Origin of the sequence: Bacillus cereus group sp. Sample62, assembly GCF_036851315.1 — a bacterium.
In the GTDB taxonomy this organism is placed as follows: Bacteria; Bacillota; Bacilli; order Bacillales; family Bacillaceae_G; genus Bacillus_A; species Bacillus_A wiedmannii.
Genome location: NZ_JAFLPK010000001.1, coordinates 4404731 through 4428386, shown reverse-complemented (window position 1 = coordinate 4428386; position 23656 = coordinate 4404731). Strand labels below are relative to the sequence as shown.

Sequence of the window (23656 nt, the reverse complement as noted above, 5' to 3'; positions counted from 1 at the left end):
GACAGATTGAGAAGATAAGGCTAACATCAAACTTTGGTGTTAGCCCAATTTTCTTCTTGCGCTAACCTTAGCTCTCAATGAAGGGGGTCAAATTGTGCTAAGAGATTTATTCGTGAAAAAGAAAAAGTACGCTGCAATACCTTCAGAACAAGTACGAAAAGATGTACCGGATGGCGTTATGACGAAATGTCCGAATTGTAAAAAAATCATGTATACGAAAGAGCTTCTAAAAAATTTAAAAGTATGTGTGAATTGTGGATATCATCATCCTATGAATGCATGGGAACGTCTTGATAGTATATTGGATGAAGGGTCATTCCGTGAGTATGACAAAGAAATGGTTTCATTAAATCCACTCGAGTTTCCAGGATACGAAGAGAAACTAGAGAGCGATCGTAAGAAGACTGAATTGAACGAAGCGGTTGTAACTGGTGAAGGAACAATTGATGACATGCTTGTTGTTGTTGCAGTAATGGATTCTCGTTTTCGAATGGGTAGCATGGGCTCTGTTGTAGGAGAGAAAATTGCCCGTGCAGTTGAAAAAGCATACGACTTACAAGTTCCATTTATTATCTTTACTGCGTCGGGTGGTGCCCGTATGCAAGAAGGGATATTAAGTTTAATGCAAATGGCAAAAACAAGCGTAGCTTTGAAAAAGCATAGTAATGCAGGAGGGTTATTTATTTCTGTTATGACTCACCCAACGACGGGCGGGGTTTCAGCGAGTTTCGCTTCACTTGGTGATTATAATCTTGCAGAACCAGGTGCGCTTATCGGATTTGCCGGTAGACGTGTAATTGAACAAACTGTGCGTGAGAAACTACCGGAAGATTTCCAAACGGCAGAATTCTTACTAGACCATGGTCAATTAGATGCGGTTGTGCATCGTGATGATATGAGAGAATCGCTCCGTAAGATTTTAGAAGTTCATCAAGGAGGGGAAATGGCTGTATGGCAGAGCTAGAATTTGAGAAACCGGTTGTTGAGCTAAGAAATAAGATTCGTGAACTGAAAGACTATACGAAAAACAGCCAGATGGACTTCAGTGAGGAGATTCGTATTTTGGAAGACAAGCTAGAAAAATTAGAGGAAGATATATACGGCAATATGAAAGTATGGGACCGTGTTCAAATTGCTCGTCATGCAGAACGACCGACAACGCTCGATTATATTGAGCACTTATTTACTAATTTTTTTGAATGTCATGGAGATCGCCTATTTGGCGACGATGCAGCGATTGTCGGCGGCATTGCGAAATATAAAGGGATGCCTGTAACTGTAATTGGGCACCAACGCGGAAAAGATACGAAAGAAAATATTCGTCGTAATTTTGGGATGCCTCATCCAGAAGGATATCGAAAAGCACTGCGTCTAATGAAACAAGCGGAAAAGTTTAATCGTCCTATTATTTGTTTCATCGATACGAAGGGAGCTTATCCTGGTAAAGCAGCTGAAGAACGTGGACAAAGTGAGGCGATTGCCCGTAATTTATTTGAAATGGCGGGTTTAACTGTCCCTGTTATTTGTATTGTTATCGGTGAAGGTGGTAGTGGTGGTGCGTTAGGTCTTGGAGTAGGAGATTACATTCATATGCTGGAAAATTCCACGTATTCTGTTATTACACCAGAGGGTGCGGCGGCAATTCTTTGGAAAGACGCTGGTAAAGCAAAAGAAGCTGCAGAAGCGATGAAAATTACAGCATTAGATTTGAAGGAATTAGGTGTAATTGACGAAATTATTCCAGAGGCAAAAGGTGGAGCGCATCGTAATATTTTAAAACAATCAGAAAATATAGATTTAATGCTTAAGAAAACTTTTGAACAATTGAGCGGAATTTCGAAAGATGAATTAATCGAAAAACGTTATGAAAAATATATGAAAATTGGGCAAGTTTCGTTTTCAAACGCTTCCATTGGGATAAAATAATAAAAGCGTGCGTTCCTCTTCGCGAATGCACGTTTTTATTATGAAAAGACACATCTTCTCCATTGTGTTTTTATATTTTTTCGTGTTATTTTATTATAAGGCAAATAATCTTTATGAGGTGAGTACAAATGAAACGTATTGGTGTATTAACAAGTGGTGGAGATTCACCTGGTATGAATGCTGCCATTCGTGCAGTTGTTCGTAAAGCGATTTTCCATGATATTGAAGTATATGGTATTTACCATGGATACGCTGGTTTAATTTCTGGTCATATTGAAAAATTAGAACTTGGTTCTGTTGGCGATATTATCCACCGTGGTGGTACGAAATTATATACAGCAAGATGTCCTGAGTTTAAAGATCCAGAAGTACGACTAAAAGGTATCGAGCAATTAAAGAAACACGGTATCGAAGGACTTGTTGTTATTGGTGGAGATGGCTCTTACCAAGGTGCTAAAAAATTAACTGAACAAGGATTCCCATGTGTTGGTGTACCAGGTACAATTGACAATGATATTCCTGGAACAGACTTCACAATTGGTTTCGATACAGCTTTAAATACTGTTATTGATGCAATTGATAAAATTCGTGACACAGCTACATCTCATGAACGTACATATGTTATCGAAGTAATGGGACGTCATGCTGGAGATATCGCATTATGGGCTGGTTTAGCTGATGGTGCCGAAACAATCTTAATTCCAGAAGAAGAGTATGACATGGAAGATGTTATTGCTCGTCTGAAGCGCGGTAGTGAACGTGGTAAAAAACACAGTATTATCATTGTGGCTGAAGGTGTTGGAAGTGCAATTGACATCGGTAAGCACATTGAAGAAGCAACAAACTTTGATACTCGTGTAACTGTATTAGGTCACGTACAACGTGGTGGATCACCAAGTGCACAAGACCGTGTATTAGCAAGTCGTCTTGGCGCAAGAGCAGTTGAATTGTTAATTGCTGGTAGAGGTGGACGTTGTGTAGGTATTCAAGATAATAAACTTGTTGATCATGATATTATCGAAGCGTTAGCTCAAAAGCATACAATCGATAAAGATATGTATCAATTATCTAAAGAATTATCCATCTAATCGGCTTAATGTCGGATATTTGGGAACGGTTTCATAATTTTCGGAGGTGCAATATGCGTAAAACTAAAATTGTATGTACTATAGGTCCTGCTAGTGAAAGTATTGAGAAATTAGAACAATTAATCGAAGCGGGTATGAACGTTGCTCGTTTAAACTTCTCTCATGGTAGCCATGAAGAGCACGGCGCTCGTATTAAAAACATTCGTGAAGCTTCAAAGAAAACTGGTAAAACAGTTGGTATTTTACTTGATACAAAAGGTCCAGAAATCCGTACTCACGACTTCGTAGACGGACAAGCTGAGCTTGTAACAGGTGCGGAAGTAGTTCTTTCTACTGAGCAAGTATTAGGTACTGCAGAGAAGTTCTCTGTATCTTATGCTGGTCTTTATGACGATGTAGACCCAGGTTCTCGTATTCTAATCGATGACGGTCTTATTGAACTAGAAGTAATCGAAAAAGCTGACGGAAACATCCGTACAAAAGTTTTAAACAGCGGAACTGTAAAAAATAAAAAAGGTGTTAACGTACCAAACGTAAGCATTAAGCTTCCTGGTATCACTGAAAAAGACGTAAAAGATATCGTTTTCGGTATCGAGCAAAAAGTTGATTTCATCGCAGCTTCATTCGTACGTAAAGCATCTGACGTATTAGAAATCCGTGAATTATTAGAAGGGCATAACGCTCAATACATCCAAATCGTACCAAAAATCGAAAACCAAGAGGGTATCGATAACATCGATTCAATCTTAGAAGTTTCTGACGGTTTAATGGTAGCTCGTGGTGATATGGGTGTAGAAATTCCACCAGAAGAAGTACCATTAGTGCAAAAACGTCTAATCAAAAAATGTAACGTGTTAGGTAAACCAGTTATTACTGCAACACAAATGTTAGATTCTATGCAACGTAACCCACGTCCAACTCGTGCGGAAGCAAGTGACGTAGCTAACGCAATCTTCGATGGTACAGATGCAATCATGCTTTCAGGTGAAACAGCTGCTGGTCAATACCCAGTAGAATCAGTAACAATGATGGCTAACATTGCAGTACGTGTTGAAAAATCATTACAATATGAAGATATGTTCAAAAAACGTATTAAAGAGTTCACTCCAACAATTACAGATGCAATTAGCCAATCTGTTGCGCATACAGCGCTTGCTCTTGATGTAGCTGCAATCGTAGCTCCAACAGAAAGTGGACATACTGCGAAAATGATCTCTAAATACCGTCCGAAATCTCCAATCGTAGCTGTAACATCTGACGAGCAAGTAGGACGTCGTCTTGCACTTGTTTGGGGTGTACAAGCATTTATGGCTGGAAAACGTGCAGCGTCTACTGACGAAATGTTAGATACTGCAATTCAAACAGGTATGGATGCAGGTCTAATTGGACTTGGAGACACTGTAGTAATCACTGCTGGTGTTCCAGTTGCTGAAACTGGTACAACAAACTTAATGAAAATCCATGTTGTTGGTGAAGAAGTTGCGAAAGGACAAGGAATCGGTCGTAAAGCTGCAAAAGGTAAAGTAGTTGTAGCGAAAACAGCTGCTGAAGCTGTAGCGAACGTAAACAAAGGTGATATCCTTGTTACAACAAGCACTGATAAAGATATGATTCCTGCAATCGAAAAAGCTGCTGCTCTAGTTGTAGAAGAAGGCGGTCTAACAAGCCACGCGGCTGTTGTAGGTGTATCAATCGGTATTCCTGTTATCGTTGGTGTAAACGGCGTAACAGCAACTTTAAAAAATGGCCAAGAAGTAACAGTTGATGCAGCACGCGGAATTGTTTATAATGGACATGCGGAAGTGCTATAAGTAATACGAAGAGAAGGATCGGAGTCCTTCTCTTTTTTTTACACAAAAACGAGGTGGAGTCAGCTTGAAACGCCTGGAATTGCGTTTAGAAGCCGTTTGTTACGAGCTTCAATAGGGAAAGGTGTTTAGTTTCTGTGTAGTGTATATGGGGGCTCTGGGTTCGTTTAAAGTGATGCGTGAGAGGAGTGTGGAACTATGAAATGGTTACTATTCTTGTTTATTTTAATACCGGCGATTGAGATTACAGTCTTAATTGGATCGAGTCATGTAATAGGTTTATGGTCTACGTTCGCCATGATTATATTTACGGGTGTTGTAGGTGTCTATTTGGCGAAAAGACAAGGATTTAAAGTACTTAGAGAGATTCAATCTAAGTTGAATAGAGGAGAAATGCCAGGAGGAGCGGTACTGGATGGTATTTTTATCTTTGTAGGAGGTATTCTTTTGGTACTTCCTGGATACGTAACGGATATAATAGGTTTGATCTTCGTTATCCCTATGACGAGGGCTTTGTTGAAGCCATTTGTTATGAAGTGGATGGAATGGAAGTTTAGAAAGAGTTCTACTATTATTGTGCAGAAATAGTGCTTAGATTATAGCAATCTAAGCACTATTTTTTTTGCCCGCAAAAGGATGGGAGATGGATGAAGTTCTGTTAATTAAAGTTTTGTTGTATCATGCCTTACAATTTGGTGAATGCGAAGGAGTTACGTGGAAATCAGACTGCTCATATAAGTCCGGTTGGTGAAAGTTAATAATCGGTGGTGGGCAAAATCCTTACTGATCGTAGTTTTGCCTTATTATATTTGCTATGTATTTTTCGATTGGATATGTAGGTAGTTCTTACCGAGTATGTTGTAGGGAAATTCATGTGAACTCAAGCTGGTTTTTGCATATAAAAAGAATCAATTGGTATGGAAAAGTTAGATACGAACAGGAAAATTGTTAGTTTAAGTCTTATTTTATACCATTTTGTATATTTATTCATTTACATAAAAAGTAATAAATGTAAGTAATAATTATAAAAATAGTAGAATAAATATGTAAAAACACCTCGGAATATGCGTTTTCTATGCAAAAAAAACAAGAGTATTATCCTTTTTCTAGGGGATTCTCTTGTTGTATGTAATGAGTGTGAAAATAAGTATAAGGAATAATCAGTGGGAAATTCCCACTGATTACATGTAAGTTTTTTGTTGTATATGAGTTAGAAACTATTATTTTGAAGGTGATCCTTTAATATATTTCCACAAATCATGGAATACACGAGCTTTGTGCAATGTATTAAGTAGTACTAAGATGACTGGACCGATGATTAATCCTAAAAAGCCAAAAAGCTTAAAGCCGACAAATAGAGCGATCAGTGTTGCTAATGGATCGAGGCCGATATTAGATGAAAGTACTTTAGGCTCCATAATTTGTCTTTGGACAATCACGACGATGTATAAGATGAGAAGACCGATGGCGAAAGTAGTGTCGCCAGTGAAAAATACGTATATAACCCAAGGAACGAAGACGGCGCCTGTTCCTAGGTACGGGAGTAAATCTACAACCCCTGTAATAATCGCGATAGTAATGGCGTATGGTACGCGTAATATTAACAGTCCGATTAGTACAATAACAGTTGTCATAGATACGAGTGTAAGTTGCGCTTTAACAAAACCAAATAAAGCTTTTCTTAAATCGACAAAAATAGTTTTTCCATAGCCATGAACACGATTCGGCAAAAATTTTCTTACTTTCTGAGCAAGACGGTGCCAATCGTAACTAATGAAGAAAGTGGCTAATAAAACGAATACAAGGACAGTTAAAGTTGTTGGTAATGCACTAATGAAATTTGTTAATCCGCTTATAATAGCAGTTAAAAGTTCTTTCATTTGTGTCGTTGCTTCGGTTCCTAAGTTTTGAATGTTTTGTGTAATCGTATAGCGCTGTGGTTCCCCAAGATGATTAAATTTAGAAATTAAATCATCATAGAGAGGCATAATATGATTAAGTGCAAATTGTTGTGCGAATGCAACGATATCCGGAAACTTTACTGTAACAAGTTGTAGTAAGTATGTTGTGGCAGATATTGCTTCCGTTACAAGATATGTAACGAGCCCGACGATAGCTCCGAATACGAGAATTAAGCTAATGAGTACTGCTAGTGCGCGAGGGAATTGTAGTTTTTGATTAAGGAAATTGACGACGGGATTAATCAAATAAGCAAATGCGAAAGCGATAATAAAAGGGTAGATAAGTCCTGACATATATAGTAATGCATAGAACCCGGCTACCGTTGCTACAATGACAAATATGAGTCGCAATATCATATATAGTAAGTTTCGGTTCAAAGATGTATACCTCCCATTCCAATTTGGATTATCCTAATTCGTTCAACTTATAACGAGTGTGCCGCCACTGATTAAAGTTTCACTTTATGTTATAGTGGAATGATGGATTTTCCCTGCTTTTTCAGTACATGAGTGACTGTAAAAGCTTGGTGTTGATGCTTCTACTATATGGTAAAAACTTCATTTTCTCTTCTTTTTATTTTACCTGTTTCTCATTAGAAAAGAAAGGAGAGACAATCGTTTTCAAAATTGTATACATGCTTAAAATTTTGATGATGAAAGTCTCAGTTTGTCATTTTAAAATACATAAAAAATGAAGTGGTTATTGTTGAATATACATCGATATAGCATGTATAACGATAGGTTTAAAGGTATTTTTGTTTGGAAATGAGTTCATTATTTTCAGAAAGGAAGTGCAAACATGATTAGTCAGTCAACGTTATTTTTATTCATACTACTTATTATAGGACTTGTTGCTAAAAACCAATCGCTTACTGTAGCCATTGGTGTGTTATTTTTATTGAAATTTACGTTCCTAGGAGATAAAGTCTTTCCTTATCTACAAACGAAAGGGATTAACCTCGGTGTAACGGTTATTACAATAGCAGTACTCGTACCGATTGCAACGGGGGAAATAGGTTTTAAACAACTTGGAGAAGCGGCGAAATCGTACTATGCATGGATTGCTTTAGCTTCAGGGGTAGCGGTTGCTTTGTTAGCGAAAGGCGGCGTACAATTATTGACGACGGATCCTCATATTACAACTGCGCTCGTTTTCGGGACAATTATAGCGGTTGCCTTATTTAACGGAGTTGCTGTAGGTCCATTAATTGGGGCTGGAATTGCCTATGCAGTTATGAGTATTATACAGATGTTTAAATAAGAAATTTTATAGTAATATAAAATTTTTGAATTCTTTCTGTTCACAAAAGTCAGATAATTGTTTATAATAGGATTAGAAACTTTGAAAAGTTACATAACAGCAGAGACTTTACACCAGATAAAATAAAAACAACATAAAACAATTTTATAATGATATTGTTTTATGTTGTTTTTATCATAAAACTCTTCGGAATTAATTTTCCTCACTAACTTGTTGTTTTGAGCGTGAGGATTCGGGGAGACATTCACGCTCATGCTTTCCATGTAGACAATGGACAATAAGAGGGGAACATCGCAACAAATTTGCATGATCGTGCATTTTGCTTGCCTAAAGAGTGAACGGGCGTTCATAATTCAAAAGGGGAGCAAATAGATATAAGGAGCAAGGTTGGGAGAATTTTCAGGAAAAGGAGAGAATGTCATGACTGTTATTCGAGGTTTAGAAGGGGTAGTAGCAACAACATCATCTGTGAGCTCTATTATTGATGATACATTAACTTATGTTGGGTATAATATTGATGATTTAGCTGAGAATGCTACATTTGAAGAAGTAGTGTACTTATTGTGGCATCGCAAGCTTCCTAGTGAACAAGAACTAGCGAAATTTAAAGAGACTGTATCGGAATACTATAAAGTTCCAGGTGAGATTTTAACATATTTGAAACAAGTAGATTTAAAAATCGCACATCCGATGTCTGTTTTACGAACTGCAATTTCCATGCTATCATTATACGATGAGAGCGCTGAAATTATGGATGAAAACTCCAATTATTTGAAAGCGGTTAAATTGCAGGCTCAAGTGGGAACTTTAGTTGCTGCTTATGCAAGAATTCGTAAAGGTTTAGATGTTGTTGAGCCTAGAAACGATTTATCATTAGCTGCAAACTTCTTGTACATGTTAAATGATCGCGAGCCAAATGAAGTTGAAATTGAAGCTTTTGATAAGGCGCTTGTACTTCACGCAGATCATGAGTTAAACGCTTCTACATTTACTGCACGTGTTTGTGTAGCTACACTTTCAGATGTATATTCTGGTATTACAGCAGCAATCGGTGCGTTAAAAGGTCCTCTTCACGGCGGGGCAAATGAAAATGTAATGAAGATGCTAACTGAAATTGGCGAAGAAGAAAATGTAGAATCATATATTCATAATGCTCTTCAAAATAAAGTGAAAATCATGGGCTTTGGCCACCGTGTATATGAGCAGGGTGATCCGCGTGCAAAACATTTACGCGAAATGTCTAAGAGATTATGCGTGCTTTTAGGAGAAGACAAATGGTATAATATGTCTATCAAAATTGAAGACATTGTAACAAAAGAAAAAGGTCTTCCACCAAATGTTGATTTCTATTCAGCTTCTGTATACCATTGTTTAGGAATTGACCATGACTTATTTACACCTATTTTTGCAATTAGCCGTATGTCAGGCTGGTTAGCTCATATTCTAGAACAATATGAAAACAACCGTTTAATCCGTCCGCGTGCTGATTATAATGGACCAACACATCAAGTGTACGTTCCAATTGCACAACGATAAGCGAAAAACACTATTTTGATAGTGAAAATACGCTTTCAAAAGTCTGATTTTTTAGGGAAGACGTAATGATTAGAATATTTTAATTTAAATAACGGTTTGAACTGAGGGGTTATTCCCTCAGTTTCATACATATGAAATTTCAAACATGGGGGTTATCACATTGACGACAGGTGAAAAAATTACTGTAACTAATGGTGTTATGAATGTACCAAACAATCCGATTATTCCATTTATCGAAGGAGATGGAATTGGTCCTGATATTTGGGCAGCTGCATCTCGTGTACTAGAAGCAGCAGTTGAAAAAGCTTATGATGGTGAGAAGAAAATCGTTTGGAAAGAAGTGCTTGCAGGGGAAAAAGCATTCAACCAAACAGGCGAGTGGTTACCAGAAGAAACTTTAAATTTAATCCGTGAATATTTAATCGCGATTAAAGGTCCACTTACAACTCCAGTTGGCGGTGGTATTCGTTCTCTAAACGTAGCACTTCGTCAAGAATTAGATTTATATGTATGTCTACGTCCAGTGCGTTATTTTGATGGTGTTCCTTCACCTGTAAAACGTCCGGAAGATACTGATATGGTTATTTTCCGTGAGAATACAGAAGACATTTATGCTGGAATTGAATATGCACAAGGATCTCCAGAAGCAGAAAAAGTTCTTGCTTTCTTAAAAGAAGCAATGGGTGTTAATAAAATCCGCTTCCCAGAAACTTCTGGTATTGGTATTAAACCAATCTCAGAAGAAGGGACAAAGCGTCTTGTTCGTGCTGCAATTCAATATGCAATTAATGAAAAACGTTCTTCTGTTACATTAGTTCATAAAGGAAACATTATGAAATTTACAGAAGGTGCTTTCAAAAACTGGGGTTACGAAGTAGCGGAACAAGAATTCGGCGATAAAGTATTTACTTGGGCTGAATATGACCGTATCGTTGAGAAAGATGGTAAAGATGCAGCGAATAAAGCGATGGCAGACGCTGAAGTGGCTGGAAAAATCATCGTAAAAGATTCTATTGCAGACATCTTCTTACAACAAATTTTAACTCGTCCACGTGAGTTCGATGTTGTTGCAACAATGAACTTAAACGGAGACTACATCTCTGATGCACTTGCTGCACAAGTAGGTGGAATTGGTATTGCACCTGGTGCAAACATTAACTATGTAACTGGACATGCTATCTTTGAAGCTACACATGGTACAGCTCCAAAATATGCAGGTTTAGATAAAGTAAACCCATCTTCAGTTCTTCTTTCTGGTGTATTATTATTAGAGCACTTAGGATGGAACGAAGCTGCGAAATTAGTAACTGATTCAGTTGAGAAAACAATTGCTTCAAAAGTAGTAACTTATGATTTCGCACGCTTAATGGAAGGTGCAACAGAAGTGAAATGTTCTGAGTTCGCTAATGAACTTATTAAAAACATGGATGTAGCGATAATCAAAAACGCATAATTAAAGCGGGGGGTAAATTATGACAATCAAACGCAAGAAAGTTTCAGTCATCGGTGCAGGATTTACAGGAGCAACAACAGCATTCTTATTAGCACAAAAAGAACTTGCAGATGTTGTATTAGTGGACATTCCACAACTGGAAAATCCAACAAAAGGGAAAGCGTTAGATATGTTAGAAGCGAGCCCAGTACAAGGTTTTGATGCTAATATTATTGGAACATCTGATTACGCAGATACTGCTGATTCTGACGTTGTTGTTATTACAGCAGGTATTGCGCGTAAGCCTGGTATGAGCCGTGATGACTTAGTAGCAACAAACTCTAAAATTATGAAAAGTATTACGCGCGACATTGCAAAACATTCACCAAATGCGATTATTGTTGTATTAACAAATCCAGTTGATGCAATGACATATTCTGTATTTAAAGAAGCAGGATTCCCGAAAGAACGTGTTATCGGTCAATCGGGCGTATTAGATACAGCTCGTTTCCGTACATTTATTGCACAGGAATTAAATCTTTCTGTGAAAGACATTACAGGATTTGTTCTTGGTGGACACGGTGACGATATGGTACCTCTTGTACGTTATTCTTATGCAGGTGGCATTCCGTTAGAAACGTTAATTCCGAAAGAGCGTTTAGAAGCAATCGTAGAACGTACCCGTAAAGGTGGCGGCGAGATTGTAGGCTTATTAGGAAACGGTAGTGCATATTACGCACCAGCTGCTTCTTTAGTTGAAATGACAGAAGCAATCTTAAAAGATCAACGCCGTGTATTACCAGCTATTGCGTACCTTGAAGGTGAATATGGTTATAGCGACCTTTACTTAGGGGTACCAGTAATTTTAGGTGGTAACGGAATTGAAAAAATTATTGAGTTAGAACTTCTTACAGATGAAAGAGAAGCGTTAGATCGCTCTGTAGAATCTGTACGTAATGTAATGAAGGTTCTTGTTTAATAATTAAATATAAGTAGAAAAAGATTCGGGGTCCCGAATCTTTTTCTACTATTTATTCAAATGTTTTTTTGAAATAATATGAAAACGCTATCATTTGGTGTATCCTATAATGAAACTATAGATATATACTATACATTGCCCTCATCATAGTAAATTTCGGATAAGGTATCGCTATTAGTAGGATAATAAGGTGAAAAAATCGGAGGGGGTTGTAACATGTTAAAGAAAAAAGTTCAAATTGGTCGTAGAATGGATGAAATTACAGTAGGAGAGAAATTATCTATCACTGAAAAAATTGAGGATAAAGATTTGTTATTGTACTTAGGGTTAACGAATGATGCCAATCCATTATATATTCAGCATGATTACGCATCCCAAACTCCGTATGAAAAGCCGATTGTACCAAGCATTATGCTAACTGGAATGATTACAACGGCAGTTACGAAATATTTACCAGGTCCAGGCAGTCATATTACTAGGAAGGACCTTACGTTCGTGAAGCATGTTCACCATTATGAAACGTTACAAATCCACTTTGAAGTTGTGGCTGTTTCTGAGGAGGAACATACAATTGATATGCTTGTATCTGCTCATGATGAAAAAGGAGAAACGGTTGTAAAAGGTTCCTTAACAGTAACACCGCCTTTTAAATCGGTTTCTATTATGGAAAAAGCATTAGATAATTTTTAAAACATGAAAATATGAATAGCGCTAGCATACCTTTCTATAAGGGGGCTAGCGCTATTTTTAGTTGAAAAATCCTTCTTTAAACCCTTCGGAAAATTCTGAACAACCTGTTGTAATCGTATCCCAGCTTGGTACGTTAAAAGTAAGGAAACATGTTACTACTAAAGTTAAAATAGGTAGTAATACTCGCATAATAGCCTCCTGAATCATATTTATTTATATATTTAAATTAATAATATATTTATTGGTAATTGAAGTCAATGAAAGGGGTGTTTTTAAGGTGAAGTGGAAGAGAGAAGACATTATTTTTGAAACGATAAGAGAAGCTGAAGTGTGGGCAGATGGGGTCGCGAATGAAATGTACGGAAGAGTATTTGATGGATATGAAACACTAGACTATAAAGTAGCGTATGCTCTTGCGTTTTTGTTAGCGCAAAATCGAGAATTTAATATTTATACAAATGTGGAGTTTAATAACGATATAGAAGTGTATAAAGTATGGATAACAACAAGTTAATTAAGCCGAGTGGAATTGTTTTTAGGAATAATGTTAGTACAAATGAGCTCCATGTATAGACAATTATATTGAGAGGGACCTTGTTTTCTAGTATGATGAGAATAACGGGGAAAATACTAGGATGAAGAAGGTTTCAAGTCTATAACTTGGAGGAAAAGAATGAACAATCGTATTTTAGTAGTTGATGATGAGGAATTTATCTTAACTTTAATTGAATTTAATTTACAACAAGCTGGGTTTGAAGTGATAACAGCGATGGATGGAGAAATGGCGCTTCAAAAAGCGACAACAGAACGCCCAGATTTAATTATATTAGATTTAATGCTTCCGAAAATGGATGGTATGGAAGTGTGTAAAGAATTACGATTGCAGCGCGTTATGACGCCTATTTTAATGTTAACAGCAAAAGATGATGAATTTGATAAGGTGCTAGGTCTTGAACTTGGGGCAGATGATTATATGACGAAGCCATTTAGCCCAAGGGAAGTTGTTGCGCGTGTGAAGGCAATTCTGCGCCGCACGAAATTACAACAAGAAGAACAAGTGAAAGAAGCGTCAGATGAAGAGAGCATCACAATTGCTGAACTTAAAATTTTGCCGGAATTTTATGAGGCTTATTTCCAAGGAAGAAAGCTTGAATTAACACCAAAAGAATTTGAACTACTTGTTTATCTTGCGAAAAATAAAAGTCGCGTGTTGACACGTGATCAATTATTAAGTGCTGTATGGAACTATGATTTTGCTGGTGATACACGAATTGTTGACGTTCATATTAGCCATTTGCGCGATAAAATTGAACAAAATACGAAAAAACCGACGTACATTAAAACGATACGTGGTTTAGGATATAAATTAGAGGAGCCAAAAGGGGATGAATAAATTTCGTTCCAGGCTTCTTTTTACATTTGTTTCTCTTATTGTTTTTATTTTAGTTGGACTAGGTTTATTACTGGAAACCGTGTTTGAAAACTACTATATAGATCATGCCAAAGAGAGAATGGTAAAAGAGACAGAGTATGTTGCGGTATTAGCAGAAGAACAGGGTTTTGATGATGTTTTAAAAAATCCATATGTATTTGAAAAGTTAGAAGAAAAAATACAGGCTTCTATTGCATTTGTAGATGAAAAAAAGAAAGTTCAATATAGCGGAGGAGAACAGTCTGCTTTTAGCCAAGGGATAATTAAAGAACTTACTTCTGAAACAACGAAACAAAGAAATAAAGTCATTACGAAAGAAACAGAGCAGAATAATGAATTTTACCATGCGGTGTTCGTTCAAGATGTAGCAGGAAAACAAGGGTACATTTTGGTAAAAAGTACAATTGAGCCTTTGAAATCTGTTCATCAAAAAACGTGGGGATTATTAATTATCGGATTTGTTATCGCTTGTCTCGTAGTCGTATTTTTAGGTATGAAAATTACAGGGCAATATATTAGGCCGATTGAATCCGTTACGAAAGTTGCTATCGAATTAGCGAAGGGAAATTATAAAGCACGCGCTTATGAAAGTCATTCGGATGAAACGGGAATGCTGAGTAAAGCGATTAATATTTTAGCCCGTAATTTACAAGAGATGACACTTGAGCAAGAAATGCAACAAGATCGTCTGCATACGTTAATTGAAAATATGGGAAGCGGAATGATTTTAATTGATAGCCGCGGTTATATAAACCTTGTAAACCGTTCTTATAAGGAGACTTTCCACGTAACAGATGAAGAATATTTAGATCGTTTATATTATGAGTCGTTTCATCATACAGAAATTATAGAGCTCGTGGAAGAAATCTTTATGACAGAAGTGAAAGTGCGTAAACAAATGTTGCTGCCGCTTGGAATTGAGCGAAAGCATTTCGAAGTATATGGAGCACCGATTATCGGGACGAACCATGAATGGAAAGGGATTGTCCTTGTATTCCATGACATTACTGAGCTAAAGAAATTAGAACAAATGAGAAAAGACTTTTTAGCGAATGTTTCTCATGAACTAAAGACACCGATTACTTCTATTAAAGGTTTTTCAGAAACGCTCTTGGATGGAGCGATGGATAATAAAAAATTCTGCGAACATTTCTTGCACATTATTTTAAAAGAAAGTGAACGCATGCAAGGGTTAATTGAAGATTTATTAGATTTATCAAAGATTGAGCAACAAGGATTTAAATTGAGTATGGGGACCGTTGATATGAAGGGACTTCTTGAAGACATTCATATGGTGCTTGATAACAAAGCAGGAGAAAAAGAAATTTCTTTACAAGTAAATGCGCTAAAAGGAGTCTCGGTCATTGGAGATCCAAGTCGTTTAAAGCAAATCTTTATTAATTTAATGAATAACGCAATCGTATATACGCCGGCTGGAGGCGTTGTTTCTGTAGAATTAGCAGAAGATAAATATAATGCTTATATAAAAGTATCAGATACGGGGATTGGTATTAGTAAAGATGAAATTCCGCGTATTTTTGAACGCTTTTACCGAGTGGATAAAGCGAGAAGTAGAAATACTGGTGGTACAGGCCTTGGATTATCGATTGTAAAGCATTTAGTTGAGGCACATCACGGTACGATTACAGTGGATAGTGAAGTTGGGGAAGGGACAACATTTACAGTTGTTTTACCAAAATCAGCAACTGAAAAATAGGATGAAGGATGTTTACAATATATTAACAATGGCTTAATTAAATATTAATAAAGGTCTGTTAATATAATACATGAAAACCCCTTCATCCAAGGAGTAATTTTGGACGAGAATAGTTATGCTGTTCTCGTCACTTCCCTTTTATGTTAGTAAACGTTTGTATATATGATAGAAAATAGCCGTTATTTTTCTTCTCTCTATTAGTCATGTTAATATAGAGAGAGGAAAGGAACGGTTTTTTTCTGTGAAAAAAATCATTTCAAATTTGTATGGGGAGGTTTCTGGTTTGGAAAAAAAGGTCGTATTAGTAGATGGTAATAATATCGCGTATCGTGCTTTCTTTGCACTACCGCTTTTAAATAACGACAAAGGTATACATACGAACGCAATTTACGGTTTTACAATGATGTTAATGAGAATATTAGAGGAAGAAAAACCAACGCATATGTTAGTAGCGTTTGATGCGGGTAAAACGACATTCCGTCATAAAACGTATAGTGAGTATAAAGGAGGACGTCAAAAGACTCCACCTGAATTATCAGAGCAATTCCCGTTTATTCGTGAGATGCTTGATGCATTCAACGTACCGCGTTATGAATTAGAAAATTATGAAGCGGATGACATTATGGGGACGTTAGCGAAAGAAGCGAGTGAACAAGGGTTTCATGTAAAAGTTATTTCAGGAGATAAAGACTTACTGCAACTTGTTTCAGATAATACACTCGTATGTATTCCACGCAAAGGGATTACAGAAGTGGATGAATATACGAAAGAAGCTTTATTTGAGAAATACAGCTTATCACCAAAGCAAATTATCGATATGAAAGGTTTAATGGGAGACCAGTCAGATAATATTCCAGGTGTACCAGGAGTTGGTGAAAAAACTGCGATTAAATTGTTAACACAGTTTGAAACGGTCGAGGCAGTGTATGAAAATATAGATCAAGTAAGCGGGAAGAAATTAAAAGAAAAGCTAGAAGCAAATAAAGATCAAGCTCTTATGAGTAAAGATCTTGCAACTATTATTACAGATGCACCGATTACAGTGCATGTGGATGATATGGAGTATAAAGGGTATGAAGCAAGTGATGTGATTCCGATGTTCGAGAATTTAGGATTTACATCCCTCTTAAATAAATTAGGTGTTACGCCAGAAGAAACGACTCCAGCTGAATTAGATGATATTACATTTGACATTGTGGAGGAAGTTACAGAAGAAATGCTTCAGCAAGATAGTGCGCTTATCGTTGAAGTACAAGAAGATAACTATCATAGAGCGGACATTCAAGGTTTTGGTATTCAAAATGAAAATGGCTGTTACTTTATTCAAACAGACATTGCTCTTAAGTCAGACGCTTTTAAAGAGTGGCTTGCAGATGGAGAAATGAGAAAGCATACATTTGATGCGAAGCGCGCAATCGTTGCACTTAAATGGAACGGGATAGATATGCAAGGGATTGACTTTGATCTATTAATCGCTGCTTATTTACTTGACCCGGCTGATACGGATAAAGATTTCCGTACTGTAGCAAAAATGAAAGAAACACATGCTGTGAAATCCGACGAAGAAGTTTATGGAAAAGGTGCGAAGCGTGCTGTTCCAGAGCTAGAAGTAGTAGCGGAGCATGTAGCTCGTAAAGTGCACGTATTATATGATGTAAAGCAAACATTCGTAGAAGAGTTACAAAAGAATGAGCAATATGAACTGTTTACAGAGTTAGAATTACCACTTGCGCGTGTATTAGCTGATATGGAAGTAAAAGGTGTAAAAGTTGATACGGAGCGTCTTCGTAATATGGGAGAAGAACTTGCAGGTAGATTAAAGGAAATGGAACAGGAAATTTATAAGCTTGCGGGAACAGAATTTAATATTAATTCACCGAAGCAGCTTGGTGTTATTCTGTTTGAGAACTTAAACTTACCAGTTATTAAAAAGACGAAAACAGGTTATTCTACGTCAGCTGATGTACTAGAAAAGCTTATGGATCGTCATGAAATCATTCCAAACATTTTACATTATCGTCAATTAGGGAAACTAAATTCAACTTATATTGAAGGTTTATTAAAAGTTGTACATGAAGATTCATCTAAAATCCATACTCGTTTCAATCAAGTATTAACGCAAACAGGTCGATTAAGTTCAACGGATCCGAACTTGCAAAATATCCCGATTCGATTAGAAGAAGGAAGAAAGATTCGTCAGGCATTTGTTCCATCAGAAGAAGGATGGATTATGTACGCGGCAGATTATTCACAAATTGAACTTCGCGTATTAGCTCATATTGCAAATGATAAAGGGCTAGTTGACGCGTTCCAACATGATATGGATATTCATACGAAAACAGCGATGGATGTATTTGGCGTTGAAAAAGATGAAGTAACTTCAAATATGAGACGACAAGCGAAAGCTGTTAACTTCGGAATTGTGTATGGTATTAGTGATTATGGTCTTTCACAAAACTTAGGAATTACAAGAAAAGCAGCAGCGGAATTTATTGAAAAGTATTTAGAAAGCTTCCCTGGTGTACAAGATTACATGAGTGACATCGTAAAAGATGCGAAACAAAAAGGATATGTGGCTACATTATTAAATCGCCGCCGTTATATTCCGGAAATTACGAGTCGTAATTTCAATTTACGTAGCTTTGCTGAGCGTACAGCTATGAATACACCAATTCAAGGTACTGCAGCAGATATTATTAAAAAAGCGATGATTATTATGGCAGATCGTTTAGAAGAAGAAGGATTACAAGCTCGTCTTCTTCTGCAAGTACACGATGAATTGATATTTGAAGCACCACAAGAAGAAATTGAAAAATTAGAGAAGCTTGTACCAGAAGTAATGGAGCATGCAATTGAACTCGCAGTTCCGCTGAAAGTTGATTATTCTTACGGTCCAACTTGGTACGACGCAAAATAAGGAAGTGATGAAATGCCTGAATTACCAGAGGTTGAAAACGTCAGACGGACACTTGAAAATCTTGTGACAGGAAAAACAATTGAAGATGTCATTGTTACTTATCCGAAAATAGTAAAACGACCGGATGATGCAGAAATTTTTAAAGAAATGCTAAGAGGCGAGAAGATTGAAAGTATAAAGCGAAGAGGAAAGTTTTTGCTTTTATATGTAACGAATTATGTTATTGTTTCACACTTACGTATGGAAGGTAAGTTTTTACTGCATCAAGAGGGTGAACTAATTGATAAGCATACGCACGTCCGTTTCTTATTTACAGATGGAACTGAATTACATTATAAAGATGTGAGAAAGTTTGGTACGATGCATCTCTTTAAGAAAGGTGAAGAATTGAATCAAATGCCTCTTGCTGACTTAGGTCCGGAGCCGTTTGATGCTGAATTGACACCGCAGTATTTACAAGAAAGATTGCAAAAGACCAATCGTAAAATAAAAGTCGTATTATTAGACCAGCGTCTTTTAGTAGGGCTTGGAAATATATATGTAGATGAAGTTTTATTCCGTTCTCAAATTCATCCGGAACGAGAAGCTTCGTCTTTAACAGCAGAAGAAATTGAACGAATTTATGAGGCGACTGTTACAACGTTAGGCGAAGCAGTGAAGCGTGGCGGAAGTACAATTCGAACGTATATCAACTCGCAAGGGCAAATTGGTTCGTTCCAAGAACTTCTAAATGTATATGGAAAAAAGGGAGAACCGTGTGTAACTTGCGGTACGATATTAGAAAAAACAGTTGTTGGCGGAAGAGGAACGCATTACTGCCCGATTTGTCAGCCGAGAATATAGAAAAGAGATAACATCGGATAGGCATTTGTCATATACATACAGCAGGGCTATGTATAAGGGAGGAGCTTACCGATGTACCTTTATTTATCTCTTATTTTATTAGCTTTTACATTAAGCTTAGATAGCTGTAGTGTAGGGCTAACATATGGTTTAAGAAGCGTAAGAATTCCACTAAGATCAATTATAATTATCGGAATGTGTTCAGCGGCTGTTATGCTTGTTTCAATGGGAATTGGACATATGATCGCGAAAATATTTTCACCTGTTATCGCAACGCGTATCGGTGGGCTTGTTCTTATTGGAATAGGAATTTGGGTATTATACCAATTTTTTCGAAGTGAGAAAAAAGAAGAACCAAAGCAAGAGGAGAAGGTTTGGAAATTAGAAATTGCTTCGCTCGGGCTAGTGATTCAAATTTTACGGAAACCGACTGTTGCAGATTTTGATAAATCAGGCACCATTTCTGCAGGAGAAGCGTTACTTCTTGGTATCGCTCTTTCTATAGATTCGTTCGGTGCTGGAATTGGTGCATCTTTATTAGGGTATGCGCCCGCTATGATGGCAATATTGGTTGCGGTTATGAGTTCTTTGTTTTTATTTATTGGAATGAAACTTGGAACGGTTTTATCGAATATGAAATGGTTACAAAAATTTACATTCCTGCCTGGGGTATTACTCATTATTATTGGAATTTGGAAAATGTAAGTATGGGCGTGGAACATTAGTTTCGCGCCTTTTATATTGTGAGGAGGATTATGATGACAGTAGTAATTGGATTAACGGGAGGCATTGCAAGTGGAAAAAGTACAGTGTCTCAAATGTTTCGTGAACTGAGTATACCAGTTATTGATGCAGATATTATCGCGCGAGAAGTTGTAGAGCGAGGGAAACCAGCATATAACAAAATAGTAGAAGTGTTTGGAACGGAAGTATTACAAGAAGATGGAGAACTGGATCGTCCAAAATTAGGAAGTGTCGTTTTCTATAATGAAGAAAAACGATTGCAGTTAAATAAAATTGTTCATCCTGCAGTGCGTGAGGGAATGAATAAACAAAAGGAAATGTACATAAAGGAAGGTATGCAAGCGGTTGTGTTAGATATTCCTCTCTTATTTGAAAGCAAATTAACAAGTCTCGTTGACCGTGTTTTAGTTGTAGCAGTTAAGCCGCATATACAATTAGAGCGTTTAATGAAACGAAATAATTTTTCAGAAGAAGAAGCAACAGCTCGTATTCAATCTCAAATGCCGTTAGAAGAAAAAGTGAAGAATGCAGATGAAGTAATCAATAATGATGGCACAATTATGGGAACGAAAACACAATTGCAGGTGATTTTAAAGAATTGGAACATTATTGACTAAAAAATTGTGAAATTAATGAAAATGCTTAGTGACATATCCCCTTTTTGTGTTATACTATTATTGGGATTGGAGATAAATAGTATAACGCATTCAAGGGGGATAACATATTATGACTCGTGTGGCAATTAATGGATTTGGACGTATTGGGAGAATGGTATTTCGTCAGGCAATAAAAGAAAGCGCATTCGAAATTGTAGCAATCAATGCAAGCTATCCATCTGAAACGTTAGCACATTTAATTAAATATGATACAGTTCACGGCAAGTTTGACGGAACAGTAGAAGCATTTGAAGATCACTTATTAGTTGATGGGAAAATGATTCGCCTTTTAAACAACCGCGATCCAAAGGAATTGCCTTGGACAGATCTAGGTGTTGAAGTTGTAATTGAAGCAACTGGTAAATTTAATTCAAAAGAAAAAGCAATTCTTCATGTTGAAGCTGGAGCGAAAAAAGTTATTTTAACAGCGCCTGGTAAGAATGAAGATGTAACAATTGTAGTTGGTGTGAACGAAGACCAATTAGATATTACAAAACATACTGTTATTTCAAATGCATCTTGCACAACAAACTGTTTAGCGCCTGTTGTTAAGGTGTTAGATGAGCAGTTTGGAATTGAAAACGGTTTAATGACAACTGTTCATGCTTATACAAATGACCAAAAAAATATTGATAACCCACATAAAGATTTAAGAAGAGCACGTGCTTGCGGACAATCGATCATTCCGACAACGACAGGTGCCGCGAAAGCGCTTGCAAAAGTTCTTCCGCACTTAAACGGAAAACTTCATGGTATGGCACTTCGTGTACCAACGCCAAACGTGTCTCTTGTTGACTTAGTAGTAGATGTAAAGCGTGATGTGACAGTTGAAGCTATTAATGAAGCATTCAAAACTGTTGCAAACGGTGCGTTAAAAGGCATTGTAGAATTCAGCGAAGAGCCTTTAGTATCTATTGACTTTAATACAAATACACACTCAGCTATTATTGATGGTTTATCTACAATGGTAATGGGTGATCGTAAAGTGAAAGTACTTGCTTGGTATGATAACGAGTGGGGCTACTCTCGTCGTGTTGTAGATCTTGTAACGTTAGTTGTTGACGAATTAGCGAAACAAAAAAATGTGCAACATATTTAAGTGAATAAGGGAGAGGGCAAGTGGATATTTGCCTTCTTTTTTTTATTTTTTTCTGAAAAGGAAAAAAATTATATAAGTATATTTTTGAAAGTGGACATACCACGAAACGTTGTGATTACTGTATTTGTGAATCGTTTATTTTTTTTAGGGAAAAGTAAAGAGGAAAATATGACAGAAAATCGAAAAAACTGTTGTTGCAAAATGAAAATAAACAAAGTATACTAACACTCGTAAACTTAAGAGCTGAGGTACGTAGTCACTACTTAAAGGGTTAGGACCTCTCTGGACTAACTTTCCCCCGTGGTAGTGGAGCAAGCCAAATTGCAAATTAGTTTTCAATTCGAACAGTTAGAATAAATTTACAAGGGGGAACTGTAGAATGGATACTATGGATACGATGGGTCGTCACGTAATCGCTGAACTTTGGGATTGTGATTTCGACAAGCTTAATGACATGCCGTATATTGAACAATTATTTGTGGATGCAGCACTGAGAGCCGGTGCTGAAGTGCGTGAGGTTGCTTTCCATAAATTTGCACCACAAGGTGTAAGTGGAGTAGTAATTATCTCGGAATCACATTTAACAATTCATAGCTTTCCGGAGCACGGTTACGCAAGTATTGATGTTTATACTTGTGGGGATCGTATTGATCCAAATGTTGCTGCAGAATATATTGCAGAAGGTTTAAACGCGAAAACGCGTGAGAGCATCGAGCTTCCTCGAGGCACTGGTAGCTTCGAAATTAAGCAGAGAGAAACAAAAGCTCTTTAAAAAAGAACATAATTGATTTAAAATGTAAAGAGGTGTATAATGCACCTCTTTTTTAGTTTATAAAAAAGGAAAAATATAACGTACTCGTTAGTTAATAAATTGAGCTCTTATGAATAAGTTAGCGCCACATCTACCATCTTATTTTTGAAAACGAGATGATAAAATAATGTGCTTAAACTTAAAGTGGTAAGAGAGTTAGAATGAGTTATATAATATTGTATATATATTGTCAGATGAAGTAAGTAGAGAAAAAATAAAGAGTATAGTGTAAAGGAGTGAATATATTGCGTTGTCCATCCTGTTCTCATAATGGTACAAGAGTGTTAGATTCGCGTCCAGTAGACGAGGGGCGCTCTATTCGAAGAAGGAGAGAGTGTGAAAGTTGTTTAAGTCGCTTTACGACATTTGAAAGAGTAGAAGAGTCACCTCTTATCGTTGTAAAAAAAGAAGGCACACGAGAAGAGTTTAATAAAGAAAAGATTTTGCGCGGCTTAATTAAAGCGTGCGAAAAAAGACCAGTATCTTTAAGACAATTGGAAGAAGTAACTCAAAGTGTGGAACGTGAACTTCGTAATTTAGGTATATCAGAAGTGAAAAGTGATATGATTGGTGAAATTGTTATGGAAGAACTGCGTGATATTGATGATGTTGCTTACGTGCGTTTTGCTTCTGTATATCGCCAATTTAAAGATTTAAATGTATTTATTGAAGAATTAAAAGATATACTGCAAAAAGAAAGAGAGTAGAAGCTGTATTTTATTCTCTTTACATACCGTAAGTAATGAGATAAGAGAG

Annotated in this window: 22 protein-coding genes; 20 read left to right on the top strand and 2 right to left on the bottom strand. The window is 36.8% G+C overall.

Annotated features, from left to right (window positions below; translation table 11 throughout):
* The first annotated feature begins 94 nt into the window (after nucleotides 1-94).
* The 5 genes from accD to J0835_RS22555 all read left to right on the top strand — a co-directional run bounded on the left by accD (nucleotide 95) and on the right by J0835_RS22555 (nucleotide 5410).
* The gene (gene accD, locus J0835_RS22575; protein WP_087982333.1) at nucleotides 95-964 is read left to right on the top strand and encodes an acetyl-CoA carboxylase, carboxyltransferase subunit beta; all 870 of its coding nucleotides are present in this window, start codon (nucleotides 95-97) and stop codon (nucleotides 962-964) included.
* Nucleotides 952-1926 carry an acetyl-CoA carboxylase carboxyl transferase subunit alpha gene (accA, locus tag J0835_RS22570; RefSeq protein WP_000818786.1) on the top strand — a complete coding sequence of 325 codons (975 nt, stop codon included), beginning with the start codon at nucleotides 952-954 and terminating at the stop codon, nucleotides 1924-1926. Before accD ends, accA begins: the two co-directional genes overlap by 13 nt.
* A 128-nt stretch (nucleotides 1927-2054) precedes the next feature.
* Complete coding sequence (gene pfkA, locus J0835_RS22565; RefSeq protein WP_000821162.1) at nucleotides 2055-3014, top strand: 6-phosphofructokinase; 960 nt, start codon at nucleotides 2055-2057, stop codon at nucleotides 3012-3014.
* Between the two features lie 53 nt (nucleotides 3015-3067).
* Complete coding sequence (gene pyk / locus J0835_RS22560; protein ID WP_087982331.1) at nucleotides 3068-4825, top strand: pyruvate kinase; 1758 nt, start codon at nucleotides 3068-3070, stop codon at nucleotides 4823-4825.
* Nucleotides 4826-5020: 195 nt separating this feature from the next.
* On the top strand, nucleotides 5021-5410 hold the full coding sequence (locus tag J0835_RS22555) for an FxsA family protein (protein WP_087982329.1): 390 nt from the start codon (nucleotides 5021-5023) through the stop codon (nucleotides 5408-5410).
* A 632-nt stretch (nucleotides 5411-6042) separates the two neighbouring features.
* On the opposite strand, the gene ytvI is transcribed toward J0835_RS22555, so the two are convergent.
* Nucleotides 6043-7161 (bottom strand): sporulation integral membrane protein YtvI, encoded by a 1119-nt coding sequence (gene ytvI, locus J0835_RS22550; RefSeq protein ID WP_087982327.1) that lies wholly within the window; start codon nucleotides 7159-7161, stop codon nucleotides 6043-6045.
* A gap of 421 nt (nucleotides 7162-7582) precedes the next feature.
* Between ytvI and J0835_RS22545 the strand changes: the two genes are divergently transcribed.
* The 5 genes from J0835_RS22545 to J0835_RS22525 all read left to right on the top strand — a co-directional run bounded on the left by J0835_RS22545 (nucleotide 7583) and on the right by J0835_RS22525 (nucleotide 12681).
* Nucleotides 7583-8044, top strand: coding sequence for a DUF441 domain-containing protein (locus J0835_RS22545; protein ID WP_000625511.1), 462 nt, complete (start codon nucleotides 7583-7585; stop codon nucleotides 8042-8044).
* A 387-nt stretch (nucleotides 8045-8431) separates the two neighbouring features.
* Nucleotides 8432-9580 (top strand): citrate synthase, encoded by a 1149-nt coding sequence (gene citZ, locus J0835_RS22540; protein WP_002203699.1) that lies wholly within the window; start codon nucleotides 8432-8434, stop codon nucleotides 9578-9580.
* 160 nt (nucleotides 9581-9740) lie between these two features.
* Entirely contained in the window at nucleotides 9741-11033 is a 1293-nt protein-coding gene (gene icd, locus J0835_RS22535; RefSeq protein WP_000206896.1) for an NADP-dependent isocitrate dehydrogenase, read from the top strand.
* Nucleotides 11034-11052: 19 nt separating this feature from the next.
* On the top strand, nucleotides 11053-11991 hold the full coding sequence (gene mdh, locus J0835_RS22530) for a malate dehydrogenase (protein ID WP_000153236.1): 939 nt from the start codon (nucleotides 11053-11055) through the stop codon (nucleotides 11989-11991).
* Between the two features lie 216 nt (nucleotides 11992-12207).
* Nucleotides 12208-12681 carry a MaoC family dehydratase gene (locus tag J0835_RS22525; protein WP_000914190.1) on the top strand — a complete coding sequence of 158 codons (474 nt, stop codon included), beginning with the start codon at nucleotides 12208-12210 and terminating at the stop codon, nucleotides 12679-12681.
* Between the two features lie 57 nt (nucleotides 12682-12738).
* On the opposite strand, the gene J0835_RS22520 is transcribed toward J0835_RS22525, so the two are convergent.
* Nucleotides 12739-12870 carry a hypothetical protein gene (locus tag J0835_RS22520; RefSeq protein WP_087982323.1) on the bottom strand — a complete coding sequence of 44 codons (132 nt, stop codon included), beginning with the start codon at nucleotides 12868-12870 and terminating at the stop codon, nucleotides 12739-12741.
* 88 nt (nucleotides 12871-12958) lie between these two features.
* On the opposite strand from J0835_RS22520, the gene J0835_RS22515 reads away from it, so the two are divergent.
* The 10 genes from J0835_RS22515 (at nucleotide 12959) to nrdR (ending at nucleotide 23607) form a co-directional block, all read left to right on the top strand.
* A complete protein-coding gene (locus tag J0835_RS22515) occupies nucleotides 12959-13195 on the top strand; it encodes a hypothetical protein (protein ID WP_087982321.1) in 237 nt (78 codons plus the stop codon).
* A 159-nt stretch (nucleotides 13196-13354) separates the two neighbouring features.
* Entirely contained in the window at nucleotides 13355-14074 is a 720-nt protein-coding gene (gene phoP, locus J0835_RS22510; RefSeq protein ID WP_001065222.1) for a two-component system response regulator PhoP, read from the top strand.
* A complete protein-coding gene (phoR, locus tag J0835_RS22505; protein WP_001032126.1) occupies nucleotides 14067-15830 on the top strand; it encodes a sensory box histidine kinase PhoR in 1764 nt (587 codons plus the stop codon). Before phoP ends, phoR begins: the two co-directional genes overlap by 8 nt.
* Nucleotides 15831-16113: 283 nt before the next feature.
* A complete protein-coding gene (gene polA, locus J0835_RS22500; RefSeq protein WP_140386899.1) occupies nucleotides 16114-18747 on the top strand; it encodes a DNA polymerase I in 2634 nt (877 codons plus the stop codon).
* A gap of 12 nt (nucleotides 18748-18759) precedes the next feature.
* Nucleotides 18760-19590 (top strand): DNA-formamidopyrimidine glycosylase, encoded by an 831-nt coding sequence (mutM, locus tag J0835_RS22495; RefSeq protein ID WP_087982317.1) that lies wholly within the window; start codon nucleotides 18760-18762, stop codon nucleotides 19588-19590.
* Nucleotides 19591-19662: 72 nt separating this feature from the next.
* Nucleotides 19663-20295 carry a sporulation membrane protein YtaF gene (gene ytaF, locus J0835_RS22490; protein ID WP_000281739.1) on the top strand — a complete coding sequence of 211 codons (633 nt, stop codon included), beginning with the start codon at nucleotides 19663-19665 and terminating at the stop codon, nucleotides 20293-20295.
* A 53-nt stretch (nucleotides 20296-20348) separates the two neighbouring features.
* A complete protein-coding gene (gene coaE / locus J0835_RS22485; RefSeq protein WP_087982315.1) occupies nucleotides 20349-20951 on the top strand; it encodes a dephospho-CoA kinase in 603 nt (200 codons plus the stop codon).
* Between the two features lie 109 nt (nucleotides 20952-21060).
* Complete coding sequence (locus J0835_RS22480) at nucleotides 21061-22089, top strand: glyceraldehyde-3-phosphate dehydrogenase (protein ID WP_000198978.1); 1029 nt, start codon at nucleotides 21061-21063, stop codon at nucleotides 22087-22089.
* 388 nt (nucleotides 22090-22477) lie between these two features.
* A complete protein-coding gene (gene speD / locus J0835_RS22475) occupies nucleotides 22478-22861 on the top strand; it encodes an adenosylmethionine decarboxylase (protein ID WP_002003660.1) in 384 nt (127 codons plus the stop codon).
* Nucleotides 22862-23145: 284 nt separating this feature from the next.
* Entirely contained in the window at nucleotides 23146-23607 is a 462-nt protein-coding gene (nrdR, locus tag J0835_RS22470; protein WP_001203687.1) for a transcriptional regulator NrdR, read from the top strand.
* The last annotated feature ends 49 nt before the right edge of the window (nucleotides 23608-23656 follow it).

What these genes read in the sequence shown, in the direction of transcription:
- accA (WP_000818786.1), top strand. Translation starts at nt 952, where the DNA reads ATGGCAGAGCTAGAATTTGAGAAACCGGTTGTTGAGCTAAGAAATAAG.
- pfkA (WP_000821162.1), top strand. Translation starts at nt 2,055, where the DNA reads ATGAAACGTATTGGTGTATTAACAAGTGGTGGAGATTCACCTGGTATG.
- pyk (WP_087982331.1), top strand. Translation starts at nt 3,068, where the DNA reads ATGCGTAAAACTAAAATTGTATGTACTATAGGTCCTGCTAGTGAAAGT.
- J0835_RS22555 (WP_087982329.1), top strand. Translation starts at nt 5,021, where the DNA reads ATGAAATGGTTACTATTCTTGTTTATTTTAATACCGGCGATTGAGATT.
- J0835_RS22545 (WP_000625511.1), top strand. Translation starts at nt 7,583, where the DNA reads ATGATTAGTCAGTCAACGTTATTTTTATTCATACTACTTATTATAGGA.
- mdh (WP_000153236.1), top strand. Translation starts at nt 11,053, where the DNA reads ATGACAATCAAACGCAAGAAAGTTTCAGTCATCGGTGCAGGATTTACA.
- J0835_RS22525 (WP_000914190.1), top strand. Translation starts at nt 12,208, where the DNA reads ATGTTAAAGAAAAAAGTTCAAATTGGTCGTAGAATGGATGAAATTACA.
- J0835_RS22520 (WP_087982323.1), bottom strand. Translation starts at nt 12,870, where the DNA reads ATGCGAGTATTACTACCTATTTTAACTTTAGTAGTAACATGTTTCCTT.
- phoP (WP_001065222.1), top strand. Translation starts at nt 13,355, where the DNA reads ATGAACAATCGTATTTTAGTAGTTGATGATGAGGAATTTATCTTAACT.
- phoR (WP_001032126.1), top strand. Translation starts at nt 14,067, where the DNA reads ATGAATAAATTTCGTTCCAGGCTTCTTTTTACATTTGTTTCTCTTATT.
- mutM (WP_087982317.1), top strand. Translation starts at nt 18,760, where the DNA reads ATGCCTGAATTACCAGAGGTTGAAAACGTCAGACGGACACTTGAAAAT.
- ytaF (WP_000281739.1), top strand. Translation starts at nt 19,663, where the DNA reads ATGTACCTTTATTTATCTCTTATTTTATTAGCTTTTACATTAAGCTTA.
- coaE (WP_087982315.1), top strand. Translation starts at nt 20,349, where the DNA reads ATGACAGTAGTAATTGGATTAACGGGAGGCATTGCAAGTGGAAAAAGT.
- J0835_RS22480 (WP_000198978.1), top strand. Translation starts at nt 21,061, where the DNA reads ATGACTCGTGTGGCAATTAATGGATTTGGACGTATTGGGAGAATGGTA.
- speD (WP_002003660.1), top strand. Translation starts at nt 22,478, where the DNA reads ATGGATACGATGGGTCGTCACGTAATCGCTGAACTTTGGGATTGTGAT.